Annotated in this window: 23 protein-coding genes and 1 tRNA gene; 14 read left to right on the top strand and 10 right to left on the bottom strand. The window is 73.7% G+C overall.

What is annotated here, in order from left to right:
- Positions 1 to 17 precede the first annotated feature (17 nt).
- Together ACIOJE_RS06270 and ACIOJE_RS06265 are read left to right on the top strand one after the other, a co-directional pair.
- Positions 18 to 91 (top strand) — tRNA-Met (locus tag ACIOJE_RS06270).
- 356 nt (positions 92 to 447) lie between these two features.
- Positions 448 to 2,418, top strand: coding sequence for a tetratricopeptide repeat protein (locus tag ACIOJE_RS06265; RefSeq protein ID WP_280676265.1), 1,971 nt, complete (start codon positions 448 to 450; stop codon positions 2,416 to 2,418).
- A gap of 12 nt (positions 2,419 to 2,430) precedes the next feature.
- Here the strand turns inward: ACIOJE_RS06265 and ACIOJE_RS06260 are convergent, their stop codons facing one another.
- A complete protein-coding gene (locus ACIOJE_RS06260) occupies positions 2,431 to 2,850 on the bottom strand; it encodes a Fur family transcriptional regulator (protein ID WP_280676263.1) in 420 nt (139 codons plus the stop codon).
- 103 nt (positions 2,851 to 2,953) lie between these two features.
- Here ACIOJE_RS06260 and ACIOJE_RS06255 point away from each other — a divergent pair, with 103 nt between their 5' ends.
- The gene (locus tag ACIOJE_RS06255; RefSeq protein ID WP_280676261.1) at positions 2,954 to 4,429 is read left to right on the top strand and encodes a catalase; all 1,476 of its coding nucleotides are present in this window, start codon (positions 2,954 to 2,956) and stop codon (positions 4,427 to 4,429) included.
- Between the two features lie 86 nt (positions 4,430 to 4,515).
- Here ACIOJE_RS06255 and hisN read toward each other — a convergent pair whose 3' ends face one another.
- The 5 genes from hisN to ACIOJE_RS06230 form a co-directional block, all read right to left on the bottom strand.
- Positions 4,516 to 5,313, bottom strand: coding sequence for a histidinol-phosphatase (hisN, locus tag ACIOJE_RS06250; protein WP_280676259.1), 798 nt, complete (start codon positions 5,311 to 5,313; stop codon positions 4,516 to 4,518).
- Between the two features lie 75 nt (positions 5,314 to 5,388).
- Complete coding sequence (locus ACIOJE_RS06245; RefSeq protein WP_280676257.1) at positions 5,389 to 5,712, bottom strand: multidrug efflux SMR transporter; 324 nt, start codon at positions 5,710 to 5,712, stop codon at positions 5,389 to 5,391.
- Positions 5,713 to 5,843: 131 nt separating this feature from the next.
- Positions 5,844 to 6,899, bottom strand: coding sequence for a ribosome small subunit-dependent GTPase A (gene rsgA / locus ACIOJE_RS06240; protein WP_400773683.1), 1,056 nt, complete (start codon positions 6,897 to 6,899; stop codon positions 5,844 to 5,846).
- Between the two features lie 15 nt (positions 6,900 to 6,914).
- Positions 6,915 to 8,246: a 3-phosphoshikimate 1-carboxyvinyltransferase gene (gene aroA, locus ACIOJE_RS06235; RefSeq protein ID WP_280676252.1), complete on the bottom strand. Its 1,332-nt coding sequence runs from the start codon at positions 8,244 to 8,246 to the stop codon at positions 6,915 to 6,917.
- A gap of 74 nt (positions 8,247 to 8,320) precedes the next feature.
- The gene (locus ACIOJE_RS06230; protein ID WP_280676250.1) at positions 8,321 to 9,049 is read right to left on the bottom strand and encodes a M50 family metallopeptidase; all 729 of its coding nucleotides are present in this window, start codon (positions 9,047 to 9,049) and stop codon (positions 8,321 to 8,323) included.
- A gap of 138 nt (positions 9,050 to 9,187) precedes the next feature.
- Here ACIOJE_RS06230 and ACIOJE_RS06225 point away from each other — a divergent pair, with 138 nt between their 5' ends.
- The 8 genes from ACIOJE_RS06225 to def all read left to right on the top strand — a co-directional run bounded on the left by ACIOJE_RS06225 (position 9,188) and on the right by def (position 17,211).
- On the top strand, positions 9,188 to 9,940 hold the full coding sequence (locus ACIOJE_RS06225; protein ID WP_400773680.1) for an SOS response-associated peptidase: 753 nt from the start codon (positions 9,188 to 9,190) through the stop codon (positions 9,938 to 9,940).
- Positions 9,941 to 9,960: 20 nt separating this feature from the next.
- The gene (locus ACIOJE_RS06220; RefSeq protein ID WP_400773678.1) at positions 9,961 to 10,602 is read left to right on the top strand and encodes an alpha/beta family hydrolase; all 642 of its coding nucleotides are present in this window, start codon (positions 9,961 to 9,963) and stop codon (positions 10,600 to 10,602) included.
- Positions 10,603 to 10,902: 300 nt separating this feature from the next.
- Entirely contained in the window at positions 10,903 to 11,646 is a 744-nt protein-coding gene (locus tag ACIOJE_RS06215) for a sigma-70 family RNA polymerase sigma factor (protein WP_400773937.1), read from the top strand.
- Positions 11,643 to 12,050 (top strand): mycothiol system anti-sigma-R factor, encoded by a 408-nt coding sequence (gene rsrA / locus ACIOJE_RS06210; protein WP_280676244.1) that lies wholly within the window; start codon positions 11,643 to 11,645, stop codon positions 12,048 to 12,050. The genes ACIOJE_RS06215 and rsrA overlap by 4 nt, the downstream gene beginning before the upstream one ends.
- A 339-nt stretch (positions 12,051 to 12,389) precedes the next feature.
- Positions 12,390 to 13,826 carry an HD-GYP domain-containing protein gene (locus tag ACIOJE_RS06205; RefSeq protein WP_400773673.1) on the top strand — a complete coding sequence of 479 codons (1,437 nt, stop codon included), beginning with the start codon at positions 12,390 to 12,392 and terminating at the stop codon, positions 13,824 to 13,826.
- Positions 13,823 to 15,193, top strand: a complete 1,371-nt coding sequence (locus tag ACIOJE_RS06200) for an HD-GYP domain-containing protein (protein ID WP_400773671.1) — start codon at positions 13,823 to 13,825, stop codon at positions 15,191 to 15,193. The genes ACIOJE_RS06205 and ACIOJE_RS06200 overlap by 4 nt, the downstream gene beginning before the upstream one ends.
- Positions 15,194 to 15,484: 291 nt before the next feature.
- A complete protein-coding gene (locus ACIOJE_RS06195) occupies positions 15,485 to 16,477 on the top strand; it encodes a hypothetical protein (protein ID WP_280676238.1) in 993 nt (330 codons plus the stop codon).
- Positions 16,478 to 16,635: 158 nt separating this feature from the next.
- Complete coding sequence (def, locus tag ACIOJE_RS06190) at positions 16,636 to 17,211, top strand: peptide deformylase (RefSeq protein ID WP_280676616.1); 576 nt, start codon at positions 16,636 to 16,638, stop codon at positions 17,209 to 17,211.
- 91 nt (positions 17,212 to 17,302) lie between these two features.
- On the opposite strand, the gene ACIOJE_RS06185 is transcribed toward def, so the two are convergent.
- Positions 17,303 to 17,650 (bottom strand): substrate-binding domain-containing protein, encoded by a 348-nt coding sequence (locus ACIOJE_RS06185; protein ID WP_400773669.1) that lies wholly within the window; start codon positions 17,648 to 17,650, stop codon positions 17,303 to 17,305.
- Between ACIOJE_RS06185 and ACIOJE_RS06180 the strand changes: the two genes are divergently transcribed.
- Positions 17,616 to 17,861 carry a hypothetical protein gene (locus ACIOJE_RS06180; protein ID WP_400773666.1) on the top strand — a complete coding sequence of 82 codons (246 nt, stop codon included), beginning with the start codon at positions 17,616 to 17,618 and terminating at the stop codon, positions 17,859 to 17,861. The genes ACIOJE_RS06185 and ACIOJE_RS06180 overlap by 35 nt on opposite strands.
- Positions 17,862 to 17,923: 62 nt before the next feature.
- On the opposite strand, the gene ACIOJE_RS06175 is transcribed toward ACIOJE_RS06180, so the two are convergent.
- Entirely contained in the window at positions 17,924 to 18,985 is a 1,062-nt protein-coding gene (locus ACIOJE_RS06175; RefSeq protein WP_400773664.1) for a ferritin-like protein, read from the bottom strand.
- 340 nt (positions 18,986 to 19,325) lie between these two features.
- On the opposite strand from ACIOJE_RS06175, the gene ACIOJE_RS06170 reads away from it, so the two are divergent.
- Both ACIOJE_RS06170 and ACIOJE_RS06165 read left to right on the top strand, forming a co-directional pair.
- Entirely contained in the window at positions 19,326 to 20,576 is a 1,251-nt protein-coding gene (locus ACIOJE_RS06170; RefSeq protein WP_400773662.1) for a protein-L-isoaspartate O-methyltransferase, read from the top strand.
- Between the two features lie 22 nt (positions 20,577 to 20,598).
- Complete coding sequence (locus tag ACIOJE_RS06165; RefSeq protein WP_030057944.1) at positions 20,599 to 20,805, top strand: hypothetical protein; 207 nt, start codon at positions 20,599 to 20,601, stop codon at positions 20,803 to 20,805.
- A 170-nt stretch (positions 20,806 to 20,975) separates the two neighbouring features.
- Here ACIOJE_RS06165 and ACIOJE_RS06160 read toward each other — a convergent pair whose 3' ends face one another.
- Both ACIOJE_RS06160 and ACIOJE_RS06155 read right to left on the bottom strand, forming a co-directional pair.
- A complete protein-coding gene (locus ACIOJE_RS06160; RefSeq protein WP_400773659.1) occupies positions 20,976 to 21,248 on the bottom strand; it encodes a hypothetical protein in 273 nt (90 codons plus the stop codon).
- Positions 21,245 to 21,679, bottom strand: a complete 435-nt coding sequence (locus ACIOJE_RS06155; protein ID WP_400773658.1) for an ATP-binding protein — start codon at positions 21,677 to 21,679, stop codon at positions 21,245 to 21,247. The genes ACIOJE_RS06160 and ACIOJE_RS06155 overlap by 4 nt, the downstream gene beginning before the upstream one ends.
- Between the last annotated feature and the right edge of the window lie 83 nt (positions 21,680 to 21,762).

Here is a 21,762-nt window from a genome sequence, read left to right as displayed (position 1 = left end):
TATGGTTTAACTACCGACGCGGGGTGGAGCAGCTCGGTAGCTCGCTGGGCTCATAACCCAGAGGTCGCAGGTTCAAATCCTGTCCCCGCTACACAGTGGCCAGAGGCCCGGAGGATTCTTCCTCCGGGCCTCTGGTGTTTTCACCCCGAAGCGGCGGGAACCGCTCCGGTAGTATCGACCGTCGCCAACGACGACGACACGGGGTTTGTGGGGCCCAAGTGTCGGGAAATCGACAAAGCGCCGAAGCAATTTCGTCGGCTTCGGGTCGGCCCCGCCCGAATTCGGCCGGGGCAGGTGTACGCGGGTTGCGGGTGATGCGACGATGGGACACATGGGGGACGGTGCGCGGCCGCTGACCGGTCGTCGGGTCCGGCGCCTCCCCTGGGGGTCCCCCCGGCCGCGGGCCGGGGCACGATGCCGCGACACTCTGGGGGAGCGGGAGTCGGCATGAGGCTGATCGGTAAGAACGGGTCAGGCACCAAGTCCGCGGCGGCCACCGAGGCGGACACCGACGCCTGGGCGGAGAGCCCCGAGAGCCGGCCCGGAGCCCTGCCCGCCCAGCGCACCAGCGGCCTGTCCGAGCGCCCCCCGGCCGCCGGCTACGGCCCCGACAGCCTGGTCCACGTGTCCACCCGTCAGTTCGCCGACGCCGTCCGCCCGTACGGGACCGAGGCCGCCGACGGCCCGCACGCCGCCGCCCTCGACCCGGCCGGCCTGGACACCACCAGCTTCGAGACCGCGCTGGCCGCCCGCGAGAGCGCCGCGCTGGAGGCCCGCCACCGCCAGGCCGCCGACGACGGCGACCCGGACGCCGCCTGCCGGCTCGGCACCCTGCTGCTGCGCCGCGGCGACCTGGAGGACGCCGAACCGTACCTGCGCGCCGCCGCGGCCGCCGGGACGCGCGCCGCCGCCAACAACCTCGGCGTGCTGCTGCACCAGCAGGGCCACCGGGGCGAGGCCGCCCAGTGGTGGCGCCAGGCCGCGGTGGCCGGCAGCGCCCCCGCCGCGCACGCGCTCGGGCTCCAACTGCGCGACCAGGGCGAGGAGGAGGCCGCCGAGTACTGGCTGCACTTCGCCGCCGACCACGGCCACCCGCTCGGCGCCTACGCGCTGGGCGACCTGATGGAGCACCGGCGCGACGTGCGCGCCGAGCGCTGGTTCAAGATCTCCGCCGACGCCGGGCACCGGGAGGCCGCCTACCGGCTGGCCCGGATGCGCGAGGCCGCCGGGGACAAGGAGACCGCCGAGGCCTGGTACCGCACCGCCGCCGCGCGCGGCCACGCCCGTGCCGCGCTGCGCCTGGGCGTGCTGCTGGAGGAGCGCGCCGGCACCGACCAGCCGCTGCTGGAGGAGGCCGCCCGCTGGTACCGGCAGTCCGCGCAGAACGGCGAACCGCGTGCCGCCTGCGCGCTGGGCTTCCTGCTGCGCGACTCCGGGGACCTGGCCGCCGCCGCCGACTGGTGGCGGGAGGCCGCCGAGGCCGGCGACGGCAACGCCGCCAACGCGCTGGGCGCCCTGCACGCCGGGCGCGGCGAGGCCAAGGAGGCCGAGCGCTGGTACCGCACCGCCCTGGACGCGGGCGACCAGAACGGCGCCTTCAACCTCGGCCTGCTCTGCGTCGCCACCGGCCGCGACCAGCAGGCCGAGCAGTGGTACCGCCGGGCCGCGTACGCCGGGCACCGGGAGGCCTGCAACGCGCTGGCCGTGGTGCTGCTGCAGCGTGGTGACGAGTCGGGCGCCGAACCGTGGTTCTCCAAGGCGGCCGAGGCCGGCAGCGTGGACGGCGCGTTCAACCTGGGCGTGCTGCACGCCGGGCGCGGCGAGCAGCGGCAGGCCCAGGAGTGGTACGCGCGCGCCGCCGCCGAGGGCCACGGCGAGGCCGCGCTGCAGCTGGCCGTCGCCCAGGAGCAGCGGGGCAACCTGGCCGGCGCCCTGGAGCGCTACCGGCAGGCGGCCGCCGGCGGGTCGGCGGAGGGCGCGTTCCGGCTGGCCTCGGTGCTGGACCGGCGCGGCGACGCGGACGCCGAGGCCGAGCACTGGTACGCGGTCGCGGCCGACGCCGGCCACCGCCGGGCGCAGGTGCGGATGGGCGTGCGGGCGGCCGAGCGGGGCGCGCTGGAGATCGCCGAGAGCTGGTACCGGCGGGCGGCCGAGGCGGGCAGCCGCAGCGCCGCCTTCAACCTGGGGCTGCTGCTGGCCCGGCAGGACCGGGAGGCCCAGGCGATGCTCTGGTACACCCGGGCCGCCGACGCCGGGCACGGGCGGGCGGCGCTGCGGCTGGCCCTGCTGGCGCTGCGCCGGGGCGAGCCGGTGCAGGCCGAGAACTGGTGCCGCCGGGCGGCCGACTACGGGCCGGCCGAGGTGGCGGAGCGGGCCGGGCGCCTGCTGGGCGCGCTGCACGCGGAGCTGAGCGCGTAGCGCTGCGTGCTGCTAGGCCTGGCCCGTACAGTCCGGGCAGAGGCCGCGGTAGGTGATCTCGGCCGCGGTGACGGTGAAGCCGAAGCGCTCGTCGGCGGGGAGGGCGGCGAGCGGGTCGCCGTGCGGGTGGACGTCGCGGATGGCGCCGCAGCCGGAGCAGACCAGGTGCTGGTGGGCGCGGTGGGCGTTGGGGTCGTAGCGCTTGGCGCGGCCGTCGGTGGCGACCTCCAGGACCTCGCCGAGGCCGACCAGTTCACCGAGGGTGTTGTAGACGGTCGCGCGGCTGATCTCCGGCAGGCGGGCCACCGCGCGGGCGTGCACCTCGTCCGCGGTCAGGTGGACGTGGTCGCCGTCGAGGACCTCGGCCACGACCCGGCGCTGTGAGGTCAGCCGCCAGCCGCGTCCGCGAAGTCGTTCCAGCAGGTCGCTCATGGGAACAGGGTAAGTCACGCTCTGAGATTGGTTCCAGTATTGACTTGGACAAAGTCCAAGTTAGGATCGAGTCGTCACGACCGGATAACGCGGAGGCCCTCTTATGACGACCCAGGACGAGCTGCGCCCCACCCTCACCACGGAGGCGGGTGCCCCCGTCGCCGACAACCAGAACACCGAGACCGCGGGTGTCGGCGGCCCGGCGCTCATCCAGGACCAGCAGCTGTTCGAGAAGCTCGCGCACTTCAACCGCGAGCGGATCCCGGAGCGCGTGGTGCACGCCCGCGGCGCGGCGGCGTACGGCACCTTCACGGTGACCGCCGACCTGACGCCCTTCACCCGGGCCGCGTTCCTGTCCGAGGTCGGCAAGCAGACCGAGGTGTTCCTGCGGTTCTCCACCGTGGCCGGTAACCTCGGCTCGGCCGACGCGGTGCGCGACCCGCGCGGCTTCGCGCTGAAGTTCTACACCGAGGAGGGCAACTACGACCTCGTCGGCAACAACACCCCGGTGTTCTTCATCAAGGACGCCGTAAAGTTCCCCGACTTCATCCACACCCAGAAGCGGGACCCGTACACCGGCTCCCAGGAGGCGGACAACGTCTGGGACTTCTGGGGCCTGTCGCCCGAGGCCACCCACCAGGTGACCTGGCTGTTCGGCGACCGCGGCATCCCGGCCAGCTACCGCCACCTCAACGGCTACGGCTCGCACACCTTCCAGTGGCAGAACGAGGCCGGCGAGTACTTCTGGGTCAAGTACCACTTCAAGACCGACCAGGGCATCCGGAACCTGACCCAGGCCGAGGCCAACCGGCTGGCCGGCGAGGACCCGGACAGCCACCAGCGCGACCTGCGCGAGTCGATCGAGCGCGGCGAGTTCCCCAGCTGGACCGTGCAGGTGCAGATCATGCCGGCGGCCGACGCGGCGAACTACCGCTTCAACCCCTTCGACCTCACCAAGGTCTGGCCGCACGCCGACTACCCGCCGATCGAGATCGGCCGGCTGGAGCTCAACCGCAACCCCGACAACGTCTTCGCCGAGGTCGAGCAGTCGATCTTCTCCCCGGCGCACTTCGTGCCCGGCATCGGCCCGTCCCCGGACAAGATGCTGCAGGGCCGCCTGTTCGCGTACGCGGACGCCCACCGCTACCGCGTCGGCATCAACGCCGACCACCTGCCGGTGAACCGCCCGCACGCCACCGAGGCGCGCACCAACAGCCGCGACGGCCACCTGTACGACGGCCGCCACGGCCGCCAGAAGAACTACGAGCCGAACAGCTTCGGCGGCCCGGCGCAGACCGGCCGCCCGCTGTGGGCCGCCACCCCGGTCACCGGTGCCACCGGCAACCACGAGGCGCCCTCGCACGCCGAGGACGACGACTTCGTGCAGGCCGGCAACCTCTACCGGCTGTTCTCGGAGGACGAGAAGCAGCGGCTGATCGCCAACCTGGCCGGCTTCATCGCCAAGGTCTCGGCCGACCGCGAGGACATCGTCGAGCGGGCGATCGACAACTTCCGCAAGGCCGACGCCGACTACGGGCAGCGGCTGGAGGTGGCCGTCCGGGAGCTGCGCAAGCAGTAGCCGGGGGGCGCCCCTTTGAGCGGCGGGCCCGGTCGACCGGAGGACTGGTCGACCGGGCCCGCACCAGGTCCGGGGCCGGACACTCCCTAGACGCTCAGGCGGCGCAGGGCCTCCTCGTGCAGGATGCCGTTGCTGGCGACGGCGTCCGCGCCGCCGGGGCCGGGAACGCCGTCCAGCCCGGTGAAGCGGCCGCCGGCCTCCTCGACGATGACGCAGTTGGCGGCCATGTCCCAGAGCGACAGCTCGGGCTCGGCGGCGATGTCGACCGCGCCCTCGGCCACCATCATGTAGGACCAGAAGTCGCCGTAGGCGCGGGTGCGCCAGCAGGCGCGGGTGAGGTCCAGGAAGGGGTCGAGGCGGCCGCGCTCCTCCCAGCCGGAGAGGGAGGAGTAGGAGAAGGAGGCGTCCTCGATCCGGGAGACGCCGGAGACGTGGATCCGGGAGGCCTTGGCGAGGCTGCGGCCGGCGAAGGCGCCGAGGTCCTTGGCCGCCCACCAGCGGCGCTGGATCGCGGGGGCGGAGACGATGCCGACCACCGGGCGCTCGACGCCGTCCGGGCCGTCCTCCACCAGGGCGATCAGGGTGGCCCAGACCGGGACGCCGCGGATGTAGTTCTTGGTGCCGTCGATCGGGTCGATCACCCAGCGGCGCGGGCCGGAGCCCAGCAGGCCGAACTCCTCGCCGAGCACCGCGTCGCGCGGGCGGGCACGCTGCAGCACGCTGCGGACGAGCTCCTCGGCGGCCTTGTCGGCGTCGCTGACGGGGGTGAGGTCGGGCTTGGTCTCGATCCTCAGGTCGAGGGCGCGGAAACGCTCCAGGGTGACCGAGTCGGCCGAGTCGGCGAGGACGTGGGCGAGTCGGAGATCGTCGTGGTAGTCGGCCATGTCCGAAACCCTAGCGAGCCCACCCGGATCGGGACAGCCGGGCTCGCGGAGCGGGACGCGACCGGCCGCCCGGCGTCAGTGCGCCGTGCCGCTGAGCTGGAGGCCGATCACGCCGGCGATCACCAGGGAGATCGAGACCAGCTTCAGCACCGAGGTGGTCTCCTCCAGGAAGACCATGCCGTAGATGGCGGTGCCGGCCGCGCCGATGCCGGTCCACACCGCGTAGGCGGGGCCGACCGGCAGGGTCTTCAGGGAGAGGGTGAGCAGGCCGAAGCTGCCCAGGGCGAACACGCAGAAGCTGATGGTGGGCCAGAGCCGGGTGAAGCCCTCGCTGAGCTTGAGGTTGATCGCGAAGCCGGTCTCCAGCAGGCCGGCCAGGACCACCAGGGCCCATGCCATCGCGCGCCCTCCCTGTCGATCGACGGGTCGGGCCGCGATGTGGCCCGACCTTCCTATGATCACCAGGCCGGCGCGGTCCGACACCTCGAACGGTCGGGAAACCCCATGGGACGGTAAAACCGCCGAGCGGATCAGTCGCCCTCGCGGGCCTCCTTGCTGGCCAGCAGGCGGCGCAGCGAGTAGAGCCGGGCGGCCTCGGCGTGGCCGTCGGTGACCCAGGCGTCCAGCGCGCAGTCCGCCTCGTCGTGGCTGCAGGCGCGCGGGCAGTCGACGGTGCCGGGCTCCAGGTCGGGGAAGGCGTGGATGACCCGGGACGGGTCGATGTGCGAGAGGCCGAAGGAGCGGAAGCCCGGGGTGTCGATCACCCAGCCCGGGTCCAGCGCCTTCCTGGAGCCCGGCTTGGCACCGGGCGGCGGGGGCAGCCGCAGCGCCAGGGCGGAGACGGTGGTGTGCCGGCCGCGCCCGGTGACCGCGTTGACCCGGCCGGTCTGCCGCTGGTGGTCCGGGACGAGGGCGTTGACCAGGGTGGTCTTGCCGACGCCGGAGTGGCCGATGAACACCGTGGAGAGGCCGCGCAGGTGCTCGCGGACGGCCTCGGCGCCGGCCGTCTCCAGTTCGTCCCGACGGGTGACCACGTAGTCGATGCCGAGCGGCGCGTACGACTCCAGCAGCGGCCCGGCCGGGGCGAGGTCGGACTTGGTGAGCACCAGCAGTGGCTCCATGCCCGCGTCGTACGCGGCCACCAGGCAGCGGTCGATCAGCCGGGGCCGCGGCTCCGGGTCGGCCAGCGCGGTGACGATGGCCAGCTGCTGGGCGTTGGCGACGACGATCCGCTCGTACGGGTCGTCGTCGTCCGCGGTGCGCCGCAGCACCGAGCTGCGCTCCTCGACCCGGACGATCCGGGCGAGCGTGTCGGCGTCCCCCGAGAGGTCGCCGACGATGTTGACCACGTCGCCGACGACGACGCCCTTGCGGCCCAGTTCGCGGGCCTTCATGGCGACGATCTCGCGTTCCTGCTTGGTGCCCGGGTCGATCAGGCAGGTCAGCCGGCCGCGGTCGACGGTCAGCACCATCGCCTCGGCGGCGTCCTCGTGTTTGGGCCGGATCCGGGTCCGCGGCCGGGAGCCCCGGCGGGCGGGGCGGTTGCGGATGTCGTCCTCGTCGGCGTCCTTGCCGTAGCGGCGCATGTGCTCAGTCTCCGCTCAGGCGTCCGCCACCGCTTCGCCGAGCAGTTCCGCCCACATCTTCGGGAAGTCCGGCAGGGTCTTGGCGGTGGTGGCCACGTTCTCCACCTCGACGCCGGGCACGGCCAGGCCGAGCACCGCGGCGGCGGTGGCCAGGCGGTGGTCCTCGTAGGTGTGGAAGATGCCGCCGCGCAGCGGGCGCGGGCGGATCCGCAGGCCGTCCTCGGTCTCGGTGACGTCGCCGCCGAGGTCGTTGATCTCCTTGGCGAGCGCGGCGAGCCGGTCGGTCTCGTGCAGCCGCAGGTGGGCGATGCCGTACAGGTGGGACTCGGAGTCGGCCAGCGCGGCGACGGCGGCGATCACCGGGGTGAGCTCGCCGACGTCGTGCAGGTCCGCCTCGATGCCGTGGATCCGGCCGGTGCCGGTGAACTGCAGGCCCTCGTCGGTGAACTCGCAGGCGCCGCCCATCCGGGTGTAGATCTCGCGCAGCTGGTCGCCGGGCTGGGAGGTGTGCTTGGGCCAGTCGCGCACGGTCACCCGGCCGCCGGTGACCAGGGCGGCGGCGAAGAACGGCGCGGCGTTGGAGAGGTCCGGCTCGACCACCAGGTCGCGGCCGATCAGGGCGCCGGGGGTGACCCGCCAGACGTCCTTCTCGCCGCCGTCCTCGGGGGCGTCGACCTGGACGCCGGCCAGGCGCAGCATCTCGACGGTCATCCGGATGTGCGGCAGCGACGGCACCGGGCCGCCGACGTGCCGGACCTCGACGCCGTGGTTGTAGCGGGCGCCGGAGAGCAGCAGGGCGGAGACGAACTGGGAGGAGGAGGAGGCGTCCAGCTCGACCGGGCCGCCGTCGAGCGCGCCGGTGCCGTGCACGGTGAGCGGGAAGGCGCCGCGGCCGCCGTCGTCGATCCGGGCGCCGAGCGCGCGCAGGGCGTTGATCACGCCGTGCTGGGGGCGCTCGTAGCTGCGCGGGTCGCCGTCGAAGTGCACCGGGCCGTCGGCGAGGACGGCGAGCGGGGGCAGGAAGCGCATGACGGTGCCGGCGTTGCCGACGTCGATCGAGGCCGGTCCGCGCAGCGCGGGGGCCGGGATGACCCGCCAGGCCTCGCCGCCGCCGGTGCCGCCGGAGTCGTTGTTGACCTTCTCCTCGATGCCGACGCCGAGGGCGCGCAGGCCGTCGGCCATCAGCTGGGAGTCGCGGCTGCGCAGCGGGCGGCGCACCCAGCCGGGCTCGTCGGCGAGCGCCGCCAGCACCAGGGCTCGGTTGGTGACCGACTTGGAGCCGGGGATGGTGACGGTGGCGTCAACGGGGGTGGTCGCGACGGGGGCGGGCCACAGGGTCTCGGTCATGGGGGCCAGTTTAGGGGCCGTACCGGAACGGCCCCTGCTGCGGCCGGATGACGGACGGCTGCCCGCCCGCCGGGTCACAGCGGCTTGAGCAGCCAGCTCGTGCTGAGGGCCAGGCAGGCGAGGGCGGTGAGCAGGAAGACGGTGATCCAGGCGAGGCCGGGGATGTGGGTGAGGCGGGCGAGCTGGTCGGCGTCGGAGTCGCGGGCCCAGCCGATGCGGCGCTGGTGCTGGAGTTCGAGGACCGGGCGGACGGCGCCGAACAGCAGGAACCAGCAGCCGAGGTAGGCGAAGCCGGCCTGGACCTCGGCGCTGCCGAACCAGGAGACCAGGAAGAAGGCGCCGCCGGCGACCAGCACGGTGAACAGGCCGAAGGCGTTGCGGATGCGCACCAGCAGGGCGAGCAGCAGGGCGATGGCCAGCCAGAGCAGCAGGGTGATCCGGCCGGTGGAGAGCAGGGCGGCGCAGCCGAGGCCGAGCAGGGCGGGGGCGGTGTAGCCGGCGGCGGCGGTGAGGATCATGCCGGGGCCGGTGGGGCGGCCGTAGGAGAGGGTGAGGCCGGAGGTGTCGGAGTGCAGCCGGATGCCGGCGAGCCGGCGGCCGGTGACGAGGGCGATCAGGCCGTGGCCGCCCTCGTGGGCGATGGTCACGGCGTTGCGGGTGACGTGCCAGAGCGGGCGGGCGAGGACGGCGAGCAGGGCGGCGCCCGCGGTGGCCAGGACCAGCCAGCCGGGCGGGGCGGGCTGGGTCCCGGTGACCTGGTTCCACAGTGCGCCGAGGTTCTGGTCGGTCGGTTGTGTACTCATCGTTTCTTCTCCGCCTCCGTCCGCTGCGTTGGGCCGTTCGGGGCAGCCTCCCATGCGGGGACGGGCGGGCGGGAGCGGGCGGTTCTCCTGGTGGGATGAAGAAGTGGTGAGCGGGCCCGGCATGGCAAGCTGGCCCGCATGTGCGGTCGCTTCGCAGCCAGTGGCAAGCCCGAGGACATCGTGGAGCTCTTCGGCGTCGAGCAGTGGGATCCGGCGGAGACGTTGGCCCCCAGCTGGAACGTCGCTCCGACGAACAGCGCCTTCGTGGTGCTGGACCGGGTGCCCAGGGGCGGGTCGCGGGCGGTGCGGCAGTTGCGGGTGCTGCGGTGGGGCCTGGTGCCGCAGTGGTCGAAGTCGGCCGAGACGGCGGTGAAGATGATCAACGCCCGCTCGGACACGGTGCACGAGAAGCCCTCGTACCGGCAGGCCTTCGCCTCGCGCCGGTGCATCCTGCCGGTGGACGGCTACTACGAGTGGCAGACGGTGGCGGCCGAGCGGGGCAAGCCGCGCAAGAAGCCGTTCTTCGTCGCCCGGGCCGACGGCACCCCGCTGGCGCTGGCCGGACTGTACGAGTTCTGGCGGGACCGGACGGTGCCGGCCGACCACCCGGCGGCCTGGCTGGTGACCTTCACCATCGTCACCACCGACGCCGAGGAGTCGTTGGCGCCGATCCACGAGCGGATGCCGCTGTTCCTCGACCCGGTCTCCTACGACGAGTGGCTGGACCCGGGGCAGGCCGACCCGGACGAGCTGCGCCGGCTGCTGATACCCCCGCCGCCCGGCGCGCTGCTGGCCACCCCGGTCTCGCCGGCGGTCGGCAACATCCGCAACGACGGCCCGGAGCTCAAGGAGCCGTGGGCCGAGGTCGAGTACGAGACCACCCTGTTCTGAAACCTGCTGGAGTGACTGTTGTGAGGACCACCGAGCTCGTCCCCACCGAGGCGGGGGACGCCCGGATCACCTATCACCGGGCGGCCGACCCGAGGGTGGTGCTGGCGCTCGGGCACGGCACCAGCGGGGCGATCGACAGCCGGGACCTGGCGGCGCTGGCCGGGAGGCTGCCGTCGCGCGGGATCACCGTGACGCTGGTCGAGCAGCCCTGGAAGGTGGCCGGGAGGAAGCTGGGCCCGTCGGCAGCGAAGACGCTGGACCTCGGCTGGCGGCCGGTGGCCGAGCGGCTGGCCGGGCAGGGGCCGGCGCTGGTGGTCGGCGGGCGCAGCGCCGGGGCGCGGGTGGCCTGCCGCACCGGCGCGGCGACCGGGGCGGTGGGGGTGGTGGCGCTGGCCTTCCCGCTGCACCCGCCGGGCAAGCCGGAGAAGAGCCGGGCGCAGGAGCTGCTGGAGTCGGGGCTGCCGACGCTGGTGGTGCAGGGCGCGGCGGATCCGTTCGGCGGGCCGCAGGAGTTCCCGGAGCTGCCGGCCGGGCACGAGCTGGTGGCGCTGCCGTACGGCAACCACGGTTTCGAGGTGCCCAAGCGGGCGTCGCTGGGCCAGGACGAGGTGCTGGAGCTGATCTGCCGGGCGGTGGGGGACTGGGTGCTGAGGGTCGGGTGAGGCGGCGCGGGCGGCCGTGAGCAGGGAGTTTCCACTCGATCACTCGTGCGAGTGATTCCGGGGTGGGCACGGGAATGCGGGCGAGGTCCGGGTGGTTGACACCCTCGTCAGCACGATTCCCGTTGAGAGGCAGGGCAGATGGGTTCGATCGCGTGCCCCGAGCGGTCACAGCAGCGCGAGGCCGCCGCGGCGTTCGCCCCCGCCTGGTCCGACTGGATTGTCGCGGGCGAGAAGCCCGTCAGCCCGATATCCTCCATTTCGGGGCGGCCCGCCGTGGGTCGTGCCCGCCATGGCGAGGAGGTGGGTCCGGTCGTCGGGACCGAGCACGAGGCCGAGCCGGGCCGGGGCCCGGAGGAGGGCCAGCCCGCGGGCGAGGCGCTCACCGGTGAGGAGCTGGCCGAGGCGATCGGTGAGGACACCTTCCGGGTGTCGGCGGAGGAGTCCGAGGAGGCCCGGCGGGAGCGCTTCGAGCGCGACGCCCTGGGCTACCTGGATCCGATGTACTCGGCGGCGCTGCGCATGACGCGCAACCCCGCGGATGCGGAGGACCTGCTCCAGGAGGCGTTCGCCAAGGCGTACGCGTCCTTCCACCAGTTCCGTGAGGGCACGAACCTCAAGGCCTGGCTGTACCGCATCCTCACCAACACGTTCATCAACTCGTACCGCAAGAAGCAGCGCGAGCCCCAGCGCACGGCGGCGGAGGAGATCGAGGACTGGCAGCTGGCCCGCGCCGAGTCGCACATGTCGACCGGTCTGCGCTCGGCCGAGACCCAGGCACTCGACCACCTGCCCGACAGCGATGTGAAGGACGCGCTCCAGGCCATCCCGGAGGAATTCCGGATCGCCGTCTATCTCGCGGACGTAGAGGGCTTTGCGTACAAGGAGATCGCGGACATCATGGGTACTCCCATCGGTACGGTGATGTCCCGGCTGCACCGCGGCCGCCGTCAGCTGCGCGGCATGCTGGAGGATTACGCCCGTGAGCGCGGGCTGGTCCCGGCCGGTAGCGGGGCAGGGCAGGAAGCGAAGGGCTCGGGCTCATGAGCTGCGGCGATCCGCACGAGACGGAGTGTGGCGAGGTCCTCGACCACCTCTACGAATTCCTCGACAACGAGATGACCGAGGGCGACTGCGCCAAGCTGCGCGTGCACTTCGAGGAGTGCTCGCCCTGCCTGAAGCAGTACGGGCTGGAGCAGGCGATCAAGGCGCTGATCAAGCGCTCCTGCGGGTGCGACGACGCCCCGAGCGACCTGCGCAGCAAGGTGCTGGCCAGGATCGACTCGATCCGGGCCGGGCAGCGCTCGGGCGAGCAGGTGGTGGTCGCGGTCGACACCACGGTCGAGATCCACGTCGAGCAGGCCCGGCCGGCGCCGACGGCCGCCGAGGCCTCGGACGAGCCAGCGGTGCGCCCCGGCGCACCCGTCGAGGCGGGCGCCCCGGCGGAGTAGCCGGGCGGCCGGGCGGAGCAACCGGACGGGCCCGCCGGCGAGGGCGGGACGAACGGTCCGGACACGGAGTCCAACGGCCCCGGGAGCGTGCGCTCCCGGGGCCGCTCCCGTTGTGCTCGCATGCGCCCCTCACTCGTTCGAGTGAGTTGGCGGTGCGCCAGCTGCGTCATCGCGCGATCATGCGTCCTTGCGTCCGGGTGGCGGCCTATCCTCCTGACGGACGCTCACCGCCGGTCCGCCCGGCGCGCTGAGGCAACGCGGGCCCGGACGGCGGGGGAGGTCGAGATCGCTACCGACAGTGGAGGCGCGGCCCTGCCGGAGGGGGCGACGCGCTACCTGGTGGCCGTCCCGGTGGCGGCGCTGTGCTGCCTGCTGCCGCTGCTGCCGACCGGGGTGGCGCCCGGCCTCCCGCGCTGGCTCGGCGCCCCCGTGGACTGGCCCAAGGTCGGGCTGCTGGCCTTCCTGCACGGCTGCTGGGAGTCGCTGGCCCAGGGCCTGCCGACGCCCTGCCTGCGGCTGGTGCGCCGACTGCTGCGCCGCCCGCCGCCGCCCGAGCGGGCGCCCGCCCGCCCCGGGGTCAACGCCTTCTTCCCGGTGCTGTTCGCCGGCGTGCTGATGCTGCCGCCGGCCGCCGCCGCGCTGGTCGCGGTGCCCGCCGCGCTGCTCGGCGGGCCGAGCGGACGCACCTGCCGCACCCGCCAGCTGTGGAACGGCTCCCAGCTCGCGCTGTGCGCCTTCGCCGCCTCGGCCGCCTTCCACCTGCTGCACGGGCCGCAGCTTCTGCTCGGCTCCCGCTTCCCGGCCGCGCTGCTGCCCGGCTTCGCCGCCGTCGTCACGTTCTGCCTGGTCAACGGGGTGCTGGTGGGCGCCATGCTGATGCTCGCCGAGGACCGCCGCCCCGGGGTGCTGCTGCGCGGGGCGGGCACGGTGTGCGGGCTGCCGGTGCTGGTGCACGCGGCCGGCGGGCTGATGGTGGCCGTGCTCTGGCAGGGCCCGTACGGGGCGTTCGCGGCGCTGCTGGCCTTGCTGCCGCTGTCGATCTCGGCCTGGGTGTTCGCCCAGGGCCAGCGCGAGCGGGACGCCCACCAGGCCACCGTGCAGTCGCTGGTGCAGGCGGTGGAGATCAAGGACGCCTACACCCGCGGGCACAGTGAACGGGTCGGCCGGGCCTCGGTGTTGATCGCCGGTCAGCTCGGCATGGAGGCCGAGCGGCTGCGCACCCTGCGCTTCGCGGGGATCCTGCACGACGTCGGCAAGCTGGGCGTGGCCACCGAGCTGCTGCGCAGAAACGGTCCCCTCAGCGCGGCGGAGCGGCGGGCCGTCGAGGTCCACCCGGTGTACGGGTACGAGCTGGTGCGCGGGATCGCCTTCCTCGGCGAGGCGCACGCCGGGATCCTGCACCACCACGAGCGGATGGACGGCCGGGGCTACCCGAGCGGGCTGGCCGGCGAGCAGATCCCCGAGTTCGCCCGGATCATCTCGGTCGCCGACGCCTTCGACTCGATGACCTCCACCCGCTCCTACCGGCGCGGCCGCCCGGTTGCCGAGGCCGTGGCCGAGCTGGAGCGCTGCTCGGGCAGCCAGTTCGACCCGGTGATGGTCCGGGCGCTGATCGACGCGCTGGCCGGGTACGACTGGCAGCCGGTGCTGCCGCCGCCCGAGGACAGCATCCGGGCCGTCCCGGACATCCCGCTCGGGGTGCCCGAGCCGGTGCGGGCGGCGCCGGTGCGGGTGCCCGCGCAGGGCGGGACCGCCTCCCCGGCCGGGCAGCCGTGACCGCGGCCGGCCGCGAGGCCCGCGCGGTGCACGCGGCGGCGGCCGCGCTGCTGGCGTTCGCGGGGGGCGCGGTCGGGCTGCGCGGGGTGGCCGAGCCGAGGGTCGCGCTGGCGTTCACCGCGCTGATCGCGCTCGGCGAGTGCGTCCGGATCACCCTTCCGGGGGACCGCGAGCAGGCGCCGATCGGCGCGGCCGGCGCGCTGGCGTACGCCCTGCTCGGGCCGCTGCGCGGGGTGCCCACCGCGCACGGCACGCTCCAGGTGGTCGCGGTGACCGGCGTCGGCCTGCTGCTGGCCTGGCTGCCCGGGCTCGCGCTGCCCTGGCTCAGGGCGTGCCGTGCGCCGCTGGGCCGGCCGGGCCCGCCGCACCGCTCCCGCCCGGGGCGCCCGCACCGGCGCCCGCCCTGGGCCGACCCGGCCCGGCGGGACAGCGCCGCCCGCCGGCTGCTCGGGGTCGGTTTCGCGGCCGCCGTCTTCCAGCCGCTCTACAACGGCGGTCTGGTCGACCGCTTCTCGCCCGAGGGCCCGGCGTACGGCGCGTTCCTGACCACCGTCGCCGCGTTGGCCGCGCTCTGCGACGCGACCCTGGCGGCGCTGCTGCGCCGGTCGGCGGCGGGCCCGGAGACCGGGCTGCGGTTCCCAGCGGCGCTGGAGGACGAGCTGCGCTCGCTGTTCGGGATCGGCTCGGCGATCGTCGCCACCGGGATGCTGGTCAGCCTGGCGGCCGGCGAGGTCGGGCTGTGGGCGCTGCCGCTGTTCTGCACCCCGCTGCTGCTCGCCCAGGTGTCGTTCCGGCGGGCCGCGGCGGTGCGGGCCACCACCGGGCAGACCATCGCCAGCCTGGCCCGGGCCACCGAGGTGGCCGGCTACACCCCGCACGGCCACGCCCGCCGGGTCGCGGACACGGCGTGCGCGCTGGGGCGCGAGCTGGGGCTGGGCACCCGCGAGCTCGCCCTGCTGGAGTACGCGGCGCTGATGCACGATGTGGGCCAGCTGTCGCTGGTCGAGCCGGTGCCGGACGGCGCGACCGCGCTGCTGCCCTGCGCCGAGCAGCAGCGGATCGCCCGGCTGGGCAGCGAGGTGATCCGCCGCACCGGGGTGCCCCGGCAGGTCGCCGAGCAGGTCGCCCGGCTGGCCGACCCGGTGCCCGGTCCGGTCGGCGGGGACGGCTCGGTGCCGCTGGCGGCCAGGATCATCCGGGTGGCCAACGCCCACGACGACCTGCTGACCGCGGCGCGCGGCCGCGGGCTGGGCGAGGCGGTGGGCCGGCTGGAGGCGCTGGAGCTGCTGCGGCTGGGCCGCGGCCGGGTGTACGACGCCCGGGTGGTGGACGCGCTGGCCCGGGTGGGCGGCCAGGTGCGGGCCTGAGCCGGTGCCCGGCCCGGTGCCCGGCTCGGGTCTCCGGCGCCCGGCTCGGGTCCCCGGCGCCCGGTCCGGACCGGGCGGCCCCCACCGGGGTTGAGGCGTGGCGGCCGGGCGGGCAGGCTGGGTAGGGGCGGGCCCCGACCTCGGCGGTGGGGAGCGCGGGCGGGGGCGGGCGTGGTTGGATGCGGTCGTAGCGTGGAAACACCGACCCGGGGCACCGGGCCCCGACCCCGCGGAAGCGGATCCGGGCGCGGTGGTACGGGACTTGAGCGGACGACGACGGCAGGGACGAACGTGAGGATCTTCCACCGGGCACGGCACCGGCCGTCCGCCACCTGGCGGCAGACGACCGACCGGGCCTTCACGCTGATCGGCGACGGCCGCTACGAGGACGCCGGCGCGCTGCTGGTGATGGCCGCCGACCTGGAGCCCTGGCTGTCCGACTCCTGGTTCAACCTCGCCCTGCTGCACAAGTTCCGCCGGGACTGGGAGCAGGCCCGCTCGGCCGGACTGCGGGCCGTCGCCCTGCTGGACCGCGAGCACGGCGCCCCCGACTGGTGGAACCTCGGCATCACCGCGACCGCCCTGCAGGACTGGCCGCTGGCCCGCCGCGCCTGGCAGGCGTACGGGTTGAAACTGCCCGGCGGCCCGGGCGGGCAGCCGGACGGCCCGGTCAGCCTGGACCTCGGCACCACCCCGGTGCGGCTCTCCCCGGACGGCGAGTCCGAGGTGGTGTGGGGCCGCCGACTGGACCCGGCCCGGATCGAGGTGCTGTCCATCCCGCTGCCGTCCTCCGGCCGCCGCTGGGGCGAGGTGGTGCTGCACGACGGCGCCCCGCACGGCGAGCGGGTCACCGACGGGGTCGCCTACCCGGTGTTCGACGAGATCGAGCTGTGGGCGCCCTCCCCGGTGCCGACCTACGTGGTGCTGCTGCAGGCCGCCACGGCGGGGGACCGGGACGCGCTGGAGCGGGTGGTCGCGGACGCCGGCTTCGCGGCGGAGGACTGGACGTCCTCGGTGCGGCTGCTCTGCCGGGCCTGCTCGGAGAGCCGGATGGCCGCGGACGACGGGCACACCGCCCACCACGACCCGCACGACGACGGCGACGCCGCGCACCCCGGCCACCTGAGCCACCTCAGCCAGGGCGGCGCGGCCGGGATGTCCTGGCTGGTGGAGCGGGAGTGCGGGATCGCCGCGCCCGCCCTGCTGGTCCGTTCACTGCTGGACCGCTGGGCCGCGGCGTCCCCCGGGACGAGGGCGTACCGTGATCTGGAGGAAGTCTGTTGAGCGCGCCGCTTACCCTTGACCGGTATACCCGGCGCGAGCCGTATACCTGGACCATTCTCGGAAGCGGAAGCGGATAGGCAGCGATGGCGGAGCAGCACGACCACCAGCACGACCACGACCACGACCACGGCCACGAGTCGGCGGCCGACGAGGCCCCGCTGAAGGTGGTCGGTGAGGAGCCGGACCTCTCCCGGGGCACCGCGCGTCCGATCACCGTCGTGGGCAACCCGGTCCTGCACCGCGAGGTCAAGGACGTCACCGCGTTCGACGGTGAGCTGTCCGGGCTGATCGACGACATGTTCCAGTCGATGTACGCGGCCGAGGGCGTGGGCCTGGCGGCCAACCAGATCGGCGTGGACCTGAAGGTCTTCGTCTACGACTGCCCGGACGACGAGGGCGTGCGTCACATCGGCCACGTGATCAACCCGACGCTGGAGGAGTACCCGGCGGACCGCCGGCGGGTGCTGGACGACGGCAACGAGGGCTGCCTGTCGGTGCCGACCGCGTACGCCGAACTGCCCCGCCCGGACTACGCGGCGGTGACCGGCGTGGACAAGGACGGCACGGCGATCCGGGTCGAGGGCACCGGCTTCTTCGCCCGCTGCCTGCAGCACGAGACCGACCACCTGTACGGCACCCTCTACATCGACAAGCTGTCGAAGCGGGACCGCAAGGACGCGCTGAAGCAGATGGCCGAGGGCACCCCGCGCTACGCGACGGTGCCGAACAGCTGACAGCGTCGAACAACTGACAGCGCCGAACAACTGACGGTGCGGGACGTACGAGGGCCGGGACACGAGCGGTGTCCCGGCCCTCGGCGTTGCGTCAGCCGGGCGCCCGGCCGGTGGACTCGCGGGCGACCAGCTCCGGCGTGAACAGGTAGTCCCGGGCCTGGCCGCCGTGCCCCTCCAGCTGGCGCCACAGGGCCTCGGCGACCGCCGCGCCCATCTCCTGGATCGGCTGGCGCACGGTGGTCAGCGGCGGGTTGCTGTGGGCGGCCAGGTAGCAGTCGTCGTAGCCGACCACGGAGAGGTCGCCGGGCACCGAGCGGCCGGCCTCGCGGGCGGCCTGGGCGACGCCGAGGGCCATCAGGTCGCTGCCGGCGATGATCGCGGTGACGCCCGCGTCGAGCAGCTGGGTGATCTCGATCCTGTCGCTGACCGCCGCGCTCAACGACGTGATCCTGGCGAACATCTTCCTGACCTCGAACGACTCCAAGACCGTCGCGGTCGGCCTCTACGGCATCATCTCCGGCCAGCAGGACCAGAACTACGGCCTGTTCGCGGCCGGTGCGCTGGTCACCTCGCTGCCGGTGATCGTGGTCTACCAGTTCCTCCAGCGCTACCTGGCCCAGGGCCTGACCGCCGGCTCGGTCAAGGACTGAGCGCCGCAACGCCGCTGCCCCGTGAGGAACTTCCTCACGGGGCAGCGGCGTTGCGGCGCCTGTCAGGCCGGGACGAAGAGCCACTCCGGGCCGTAGGTGAAGCGCGGGTCGGCGGGGAGCTTGACGCCGTTGATCTGCTGGGCGGTGCCGCGCAGTTGGCCCATCAGCCCGATCGCCTGGAAGAGCGAGTTCGGCCCGGCGGCGCCCCAGGCCTGTTCGAGGGCGCGCAGCATGTCGCTGTACTGCTGGTTGAAGGTCCGCAGGAGGGCGGCCGTGGCCTGGTCGGGCTTGTTGGCGGGGTCGTTGGCCCAGCCGCCGGCCGGGACGCGGGCGACCGGGTGGGCGTCCGGCAGCGGGAGGTCGGGGCCGGTGAACTCGAACTTCTTCGTCGTGGGGTTCTGGACCAGCTTCTTGCCGACGGCGATCTCCTTGAAGGCGTAGTAGTGGGCGAGTTCACCCGGGACGCCGGGGAAGGGGTTGTCCGGGGAGGCGTCGGTGCCCTCGCCCTGGGCCTGGATGACGTGGATGGCGTTCAGCACGTCGTCGATGGTGTTCATCGGGACGATGTCGTTGCCGGCACCGTGGCTCGACCCGAGCGGAAAGCTCACCTGGTGCCGGCCGGTGAGGAGGTCGGCGAACTTCGGGAAGACCTTGGCGATGCGCTGGTAGAAGGCGCCGATCGTGTTGCCGTCGGCGGCGAAGGCGAGCGGGTTCTCGGGCTTCTCGATGTCGGAGAAGAGGCCCGCCGAGTCGCGGGTCAGCCCGCTGAGGAAGACCTCCAGCCCGGGGTTGACGCCGCCGGGCAGCTCGCCCGGGTACGTGGGGACGGTGAGCGGGTCGGTGAGGACGACGGTGCCGCCGATGCTGGTGAGCATGTTGCAGACCAGGCCGAAGTGTGACATCTCGTCGAAGACGATCTCGTGGATGGTGTTGCGGATCGGCTGGCTGTTGTCCGGATCGGTGATCGACCAGAGCGCGGTGGCGTACGGCGGGATGGTCGACAACTCCAGCATGATCGCCCGCTGGAGCGCGTCCTTGAGCTCCTGCTCGGTCCAGTCCTCCTCCGGGATGTTCATGAGCTGGACGATCGCGTCGCTCCGGTAGTCCAGGATTCCGGTCGTCACGGCGTACCCCTTTCGTTCGGCTGTGCGCCGGACCGTAGCGGGGGGCCTGGTGGTACGTGTGCGCGCGATGCCGGTGCGGCCCGGGAGTTCATTCGGACGGGCGGGGGTACCGTCCGGCGCGCGTCTGTACGAGCGCACCCTTGGGTGCGCCTCTGCGCATCTACCGCCGGGCAACGGTGGCCCACAAGGATGGGTAGCCGGACGTGTTCCGCACGCGAAGGGATCGCAGCATGGGTGAGCACGAGAAGCCGCCGCCGGACCCGAGCCAGGGGGAGCCGCCGCCGGGCAATGCCGACGGGCAGGTGCCGCCTCCGCCGCCGAGCGGGGGGAAGCACAAGAAGTGACCCGTGACCTGGCGGGCCGCCGCGAGCGGCTGGACACGGTGATGGAGCAGCGCGGGGCGTGGCCGACCGACTCGCCGTGGCTTCGCGAGGCCATGGCCGCGCTGCCCCGCGACGCGTTCGCGCCGGATCGGCTGTGGCGCTGGGACGGCCACGCCTACGTGCCGCTCGACCGTGCGACTGATCCAGCCGCGTGGGCGGACGAGCTGTATGCCGACCCAGACGCGGCGGCGGTCACCCAGGTCACCGGTGGACTTCCGTCGTCGAGTCTCTCGGCGCCCGCAGTGGTCGCGGACATGCTGGACAGCCTCGTGCTGGAGCCCGGCCACACGGTGTGGGACATCGGTACCGGGCAGGGCTGGAGCTGCGCGCTCGCCGCGTGGCGCGCCGGCCCCGGCCGGGTCGTCTCCACGGAGATCGACGAAGGCCTCGCCGTGCTCGCCCGCCGACGGCTTGCCACCGCCGGGGTCGACGCCGAGATCTCTGCCGGCAATGGCACCGGCAGTGTGCCGCCCGGCGGCCCGTTCGACCGGATCCACGCGACCTATGCCGTCGAGACCGTCCCGTACGAGTGGATCAGCGCCGCCGGGCCGGGCGGCCGGATCGTCTATCCGTGGGGACGGCTCGGGCACGTGGCGCTGACGGTGGGGGCCGACGGACGCAGTGCGAGCGGCTGGGTACAGGGCCTCGGACAGTTCATGGCCGACCGGTCCGGTCCGGCTCCGGCTTCGGCCGGTTACGACGGCTACGCGAAAGTACGCGGCACCGGCGATCCCGACGCCGGGCAGGTCGTCGAACGTGACCTCGCCCCGCTCGCCGACAACTGGGATCTACGGTTCGCGGTTCGCGTCGCCGTTCCGGGCGCCCTGGTGGTCACCGGCCGGGACGAGGAGGGCGTCAACGCCTGGATCCACGACGGCACCGCGTCGTGGGCGGCCCTGTCCGCGCGTGGCGACGGCAGCGCCGTGCTGTACCAAGGCGGTCGGCGACGCATCGGCGACGAGCTGTTGACGGCCTGGGCGCAGTGGGAGGCGCACGGCCGACCGGCACCGTACGACTACGGGATCACCGTGACGCCGGAGCGCCAGTGGGCGTGGCTGCGCGAGCCGGACGGCTGCCGCTGGCCCATCACCGAAGGAGGGGGAGTGTCGAGTGGCACTCCCCTTCTGGACCTCGGTGCTGAGAGGTCATCGTCGAGAGAGATGGACGGCCGTTGGGGTTGCACCTCGTGCGGCTCCACCTGGGCCTGAGACAGCGAGGAGGGCCGGCAGCATGCCGATCTGCGCGGAGTGCCGCACTGCTGAGGCGGTCATCGAGGACCTGGACGTGCATCCGCCCCGGCCGTGGTGCGTGGGATGCGCGACTGCCCTGGTCAGGGCAGGTGACCCGGTGCTCAACTACCGTGCCCTGACCGGCGAAGCTGTCGACTACTCGCGCGTCCTGTCCCAGCGCAGCACCGCTGTTCTCCCGTTCGGGTGACCGGCCTGGCCGACGATCGCGCATGAGGTACGACGAAGCGCCCCCTGGAATTCACCGGTCCGGGCGGGCGCGCGCGCCTTATTCGGGCTGCTTGAATCCAGCGGCCCCGATAGCACCTCAGGTATCGTCCCCGCCCCGCCCGGCGTGAGAGCCGGGCGGGGCGGGGGAGTTCAGGGCTGGTGGGTGGTGATGGTGATCGGGTGGGCGGTCCAGTCGGTCATCTCACCGACGTAGAGGGTCATGCTCCAGCTGCCGCCCCGGGAGAGGCAGAGGGCGACTCCGTCGCCGCCACCGGGCCCGATGCAGAGGCGGATGAAGTCGCGGTGGGCCTCGCGGACGGGGAGTTCGCGGACGCGCTCCCAGAGGACGGGCAGCGCGTGGTCGAGGCTGGGGAAGTCGGCGGGCGCCATGATGCCGCTGATCCCGGCGCGGACGGCGCTCACGCGGCGTGCTCGGCGGGGGAGGAGATGTGGCACCAGACGAACTTGCCGATGCCGCCCTTGCGGGGGCAGCAGCCCCACTGGGTGGCCAACTCCTGGACGAGCAGCAGGCCTCGGCCGGTCTCGGCGGAGGCGGAGGCCGGGTGGAGCGTCGGCTCCTTGCTGTTGGCGTCGTGCACCTCGATGCGGAGGGTGTCATCCGGGGCGAGGTGGTAACGGACGAAGATCAGCCGATCGCGCGGGGCGCGGGCGTGCTGGATGGCGTTGGTGACGAGCTCGCTGACCAGCAACTCGCCGATGGGGAGGAGGACTTCGCCGGAGGGGAGGGGGAGGAGGAAGTCTCGGAGCTCCTGGCGGGCGGCCCGGGGGGACTTGCTTTGTCGGGGGAGCCAGCAGGTCTGCTCGGTGGGGATGGGGGAGACGGTTTCAGGCATGGCGGGGCCACCTCCGGAGTGTGCGGGGTGAAGACGGCTGAAGAAGGCATGGGGATGCCCGGGGGTAGACCGCCATGATCACG

It is taken from the genome of Kitasatospora sp. NPDC087861, assembly GCF_044742585.1.
GTDB lineage: Bacteria > Actinomycetota > Actinomycetes > Streptomycetales > Streptomycetaceae > Kitasatospora.
Note: the sequence above shows the minus strand (reverse complement) of the source record. Positions and strands in the feature narration are given on the sequence as shown.

Bases quoted from the DNA above. Each gene is read 5' to 3' on its own strand.
- ACIOJE_RS06265 (WP_280676265.1), top strand. From the start codon at position 448: ATGAGGCTGATCGGTAAGAACGGGTCAGGCACCAAGTCCGCGGCGGCC.
- ACIOJE_RS06260 (WP_280676263.1), bottom strand. From the start codon at position 2,850: ATGAGCGACCTGCTGGAACGACTTCGCGGACGCGGCTGGCGGCTGACC.
- ACIOJE_RS06255 (WP_280676261.1), top strand. From the start codon at position 2,954: ATGACGACCCAGGACGAGCTGCGCCCCACCCTCACCACGGAGGCGGGT.
- hisN (WP_280676259.1), bottom strand. From the start codon at position 5,313: ATGGCCGACTACCACGACGATCTCCGACTCGCCCACGTCCTCGCCGAC.
- ACIOJE_RS06245 (WP_280676257.1), bottom strand. From the start codon at position 5,712: ATGGCATGGGCCCTGGTGGTCCTGGCCGGCCTGCTGGAGACCGGCTTC.
- rsgA (WP_400773683.1), bottom strand. From the start codon at position 6,899: ATGCGCCGCTACGGCAAGGACGCCGACGAGGACGACATCCGCAACCGC.
- aroA (WP_280676252.1), bottom strand. From the start codon at position 8,246: ATGACCGAGACCCTGTGGCCCGCCCCCGTCGCGACCACCCCCGTTGAC.
- ACIOJE_RS06230 (WP_280676250.1), bottom strand. From the start codon at position 9,049: ATGAGTACACAACCGACCGACCAGAACCTCGGCGCACTGTGGAACCAG.
- ACIOJE_RS06225 (WP_400773680.1), top strand. From the start codon at position 9,188: ATGTGCGGTCGCTTCGCAGCCAGTGGCAAGCCCGAGGACATCGTGGAG.
- rsrA (WP_280676244.1), top strand. From the start codon at position 11,643: ATGAGCTGCGGCGATCCGCACGAGACGGAGTGTGGCGAGGTCCTCGAC.
- ACIOJE_RS06165 (WP_030057944.1), top strand. From the start codon at position 20,599: ATGCCGATCTGCGCGGAGTGCCGCACTGCTGAGGCGGTCATCGAGGAC.
- ACIOJE_RS06155 (WP_400773658.1), bottom strand. From the start codon at position 21,679: ATGCCTGAAACCGTCTCCCCCATCCCCACCGAGCAGACCTGCTGGCTC.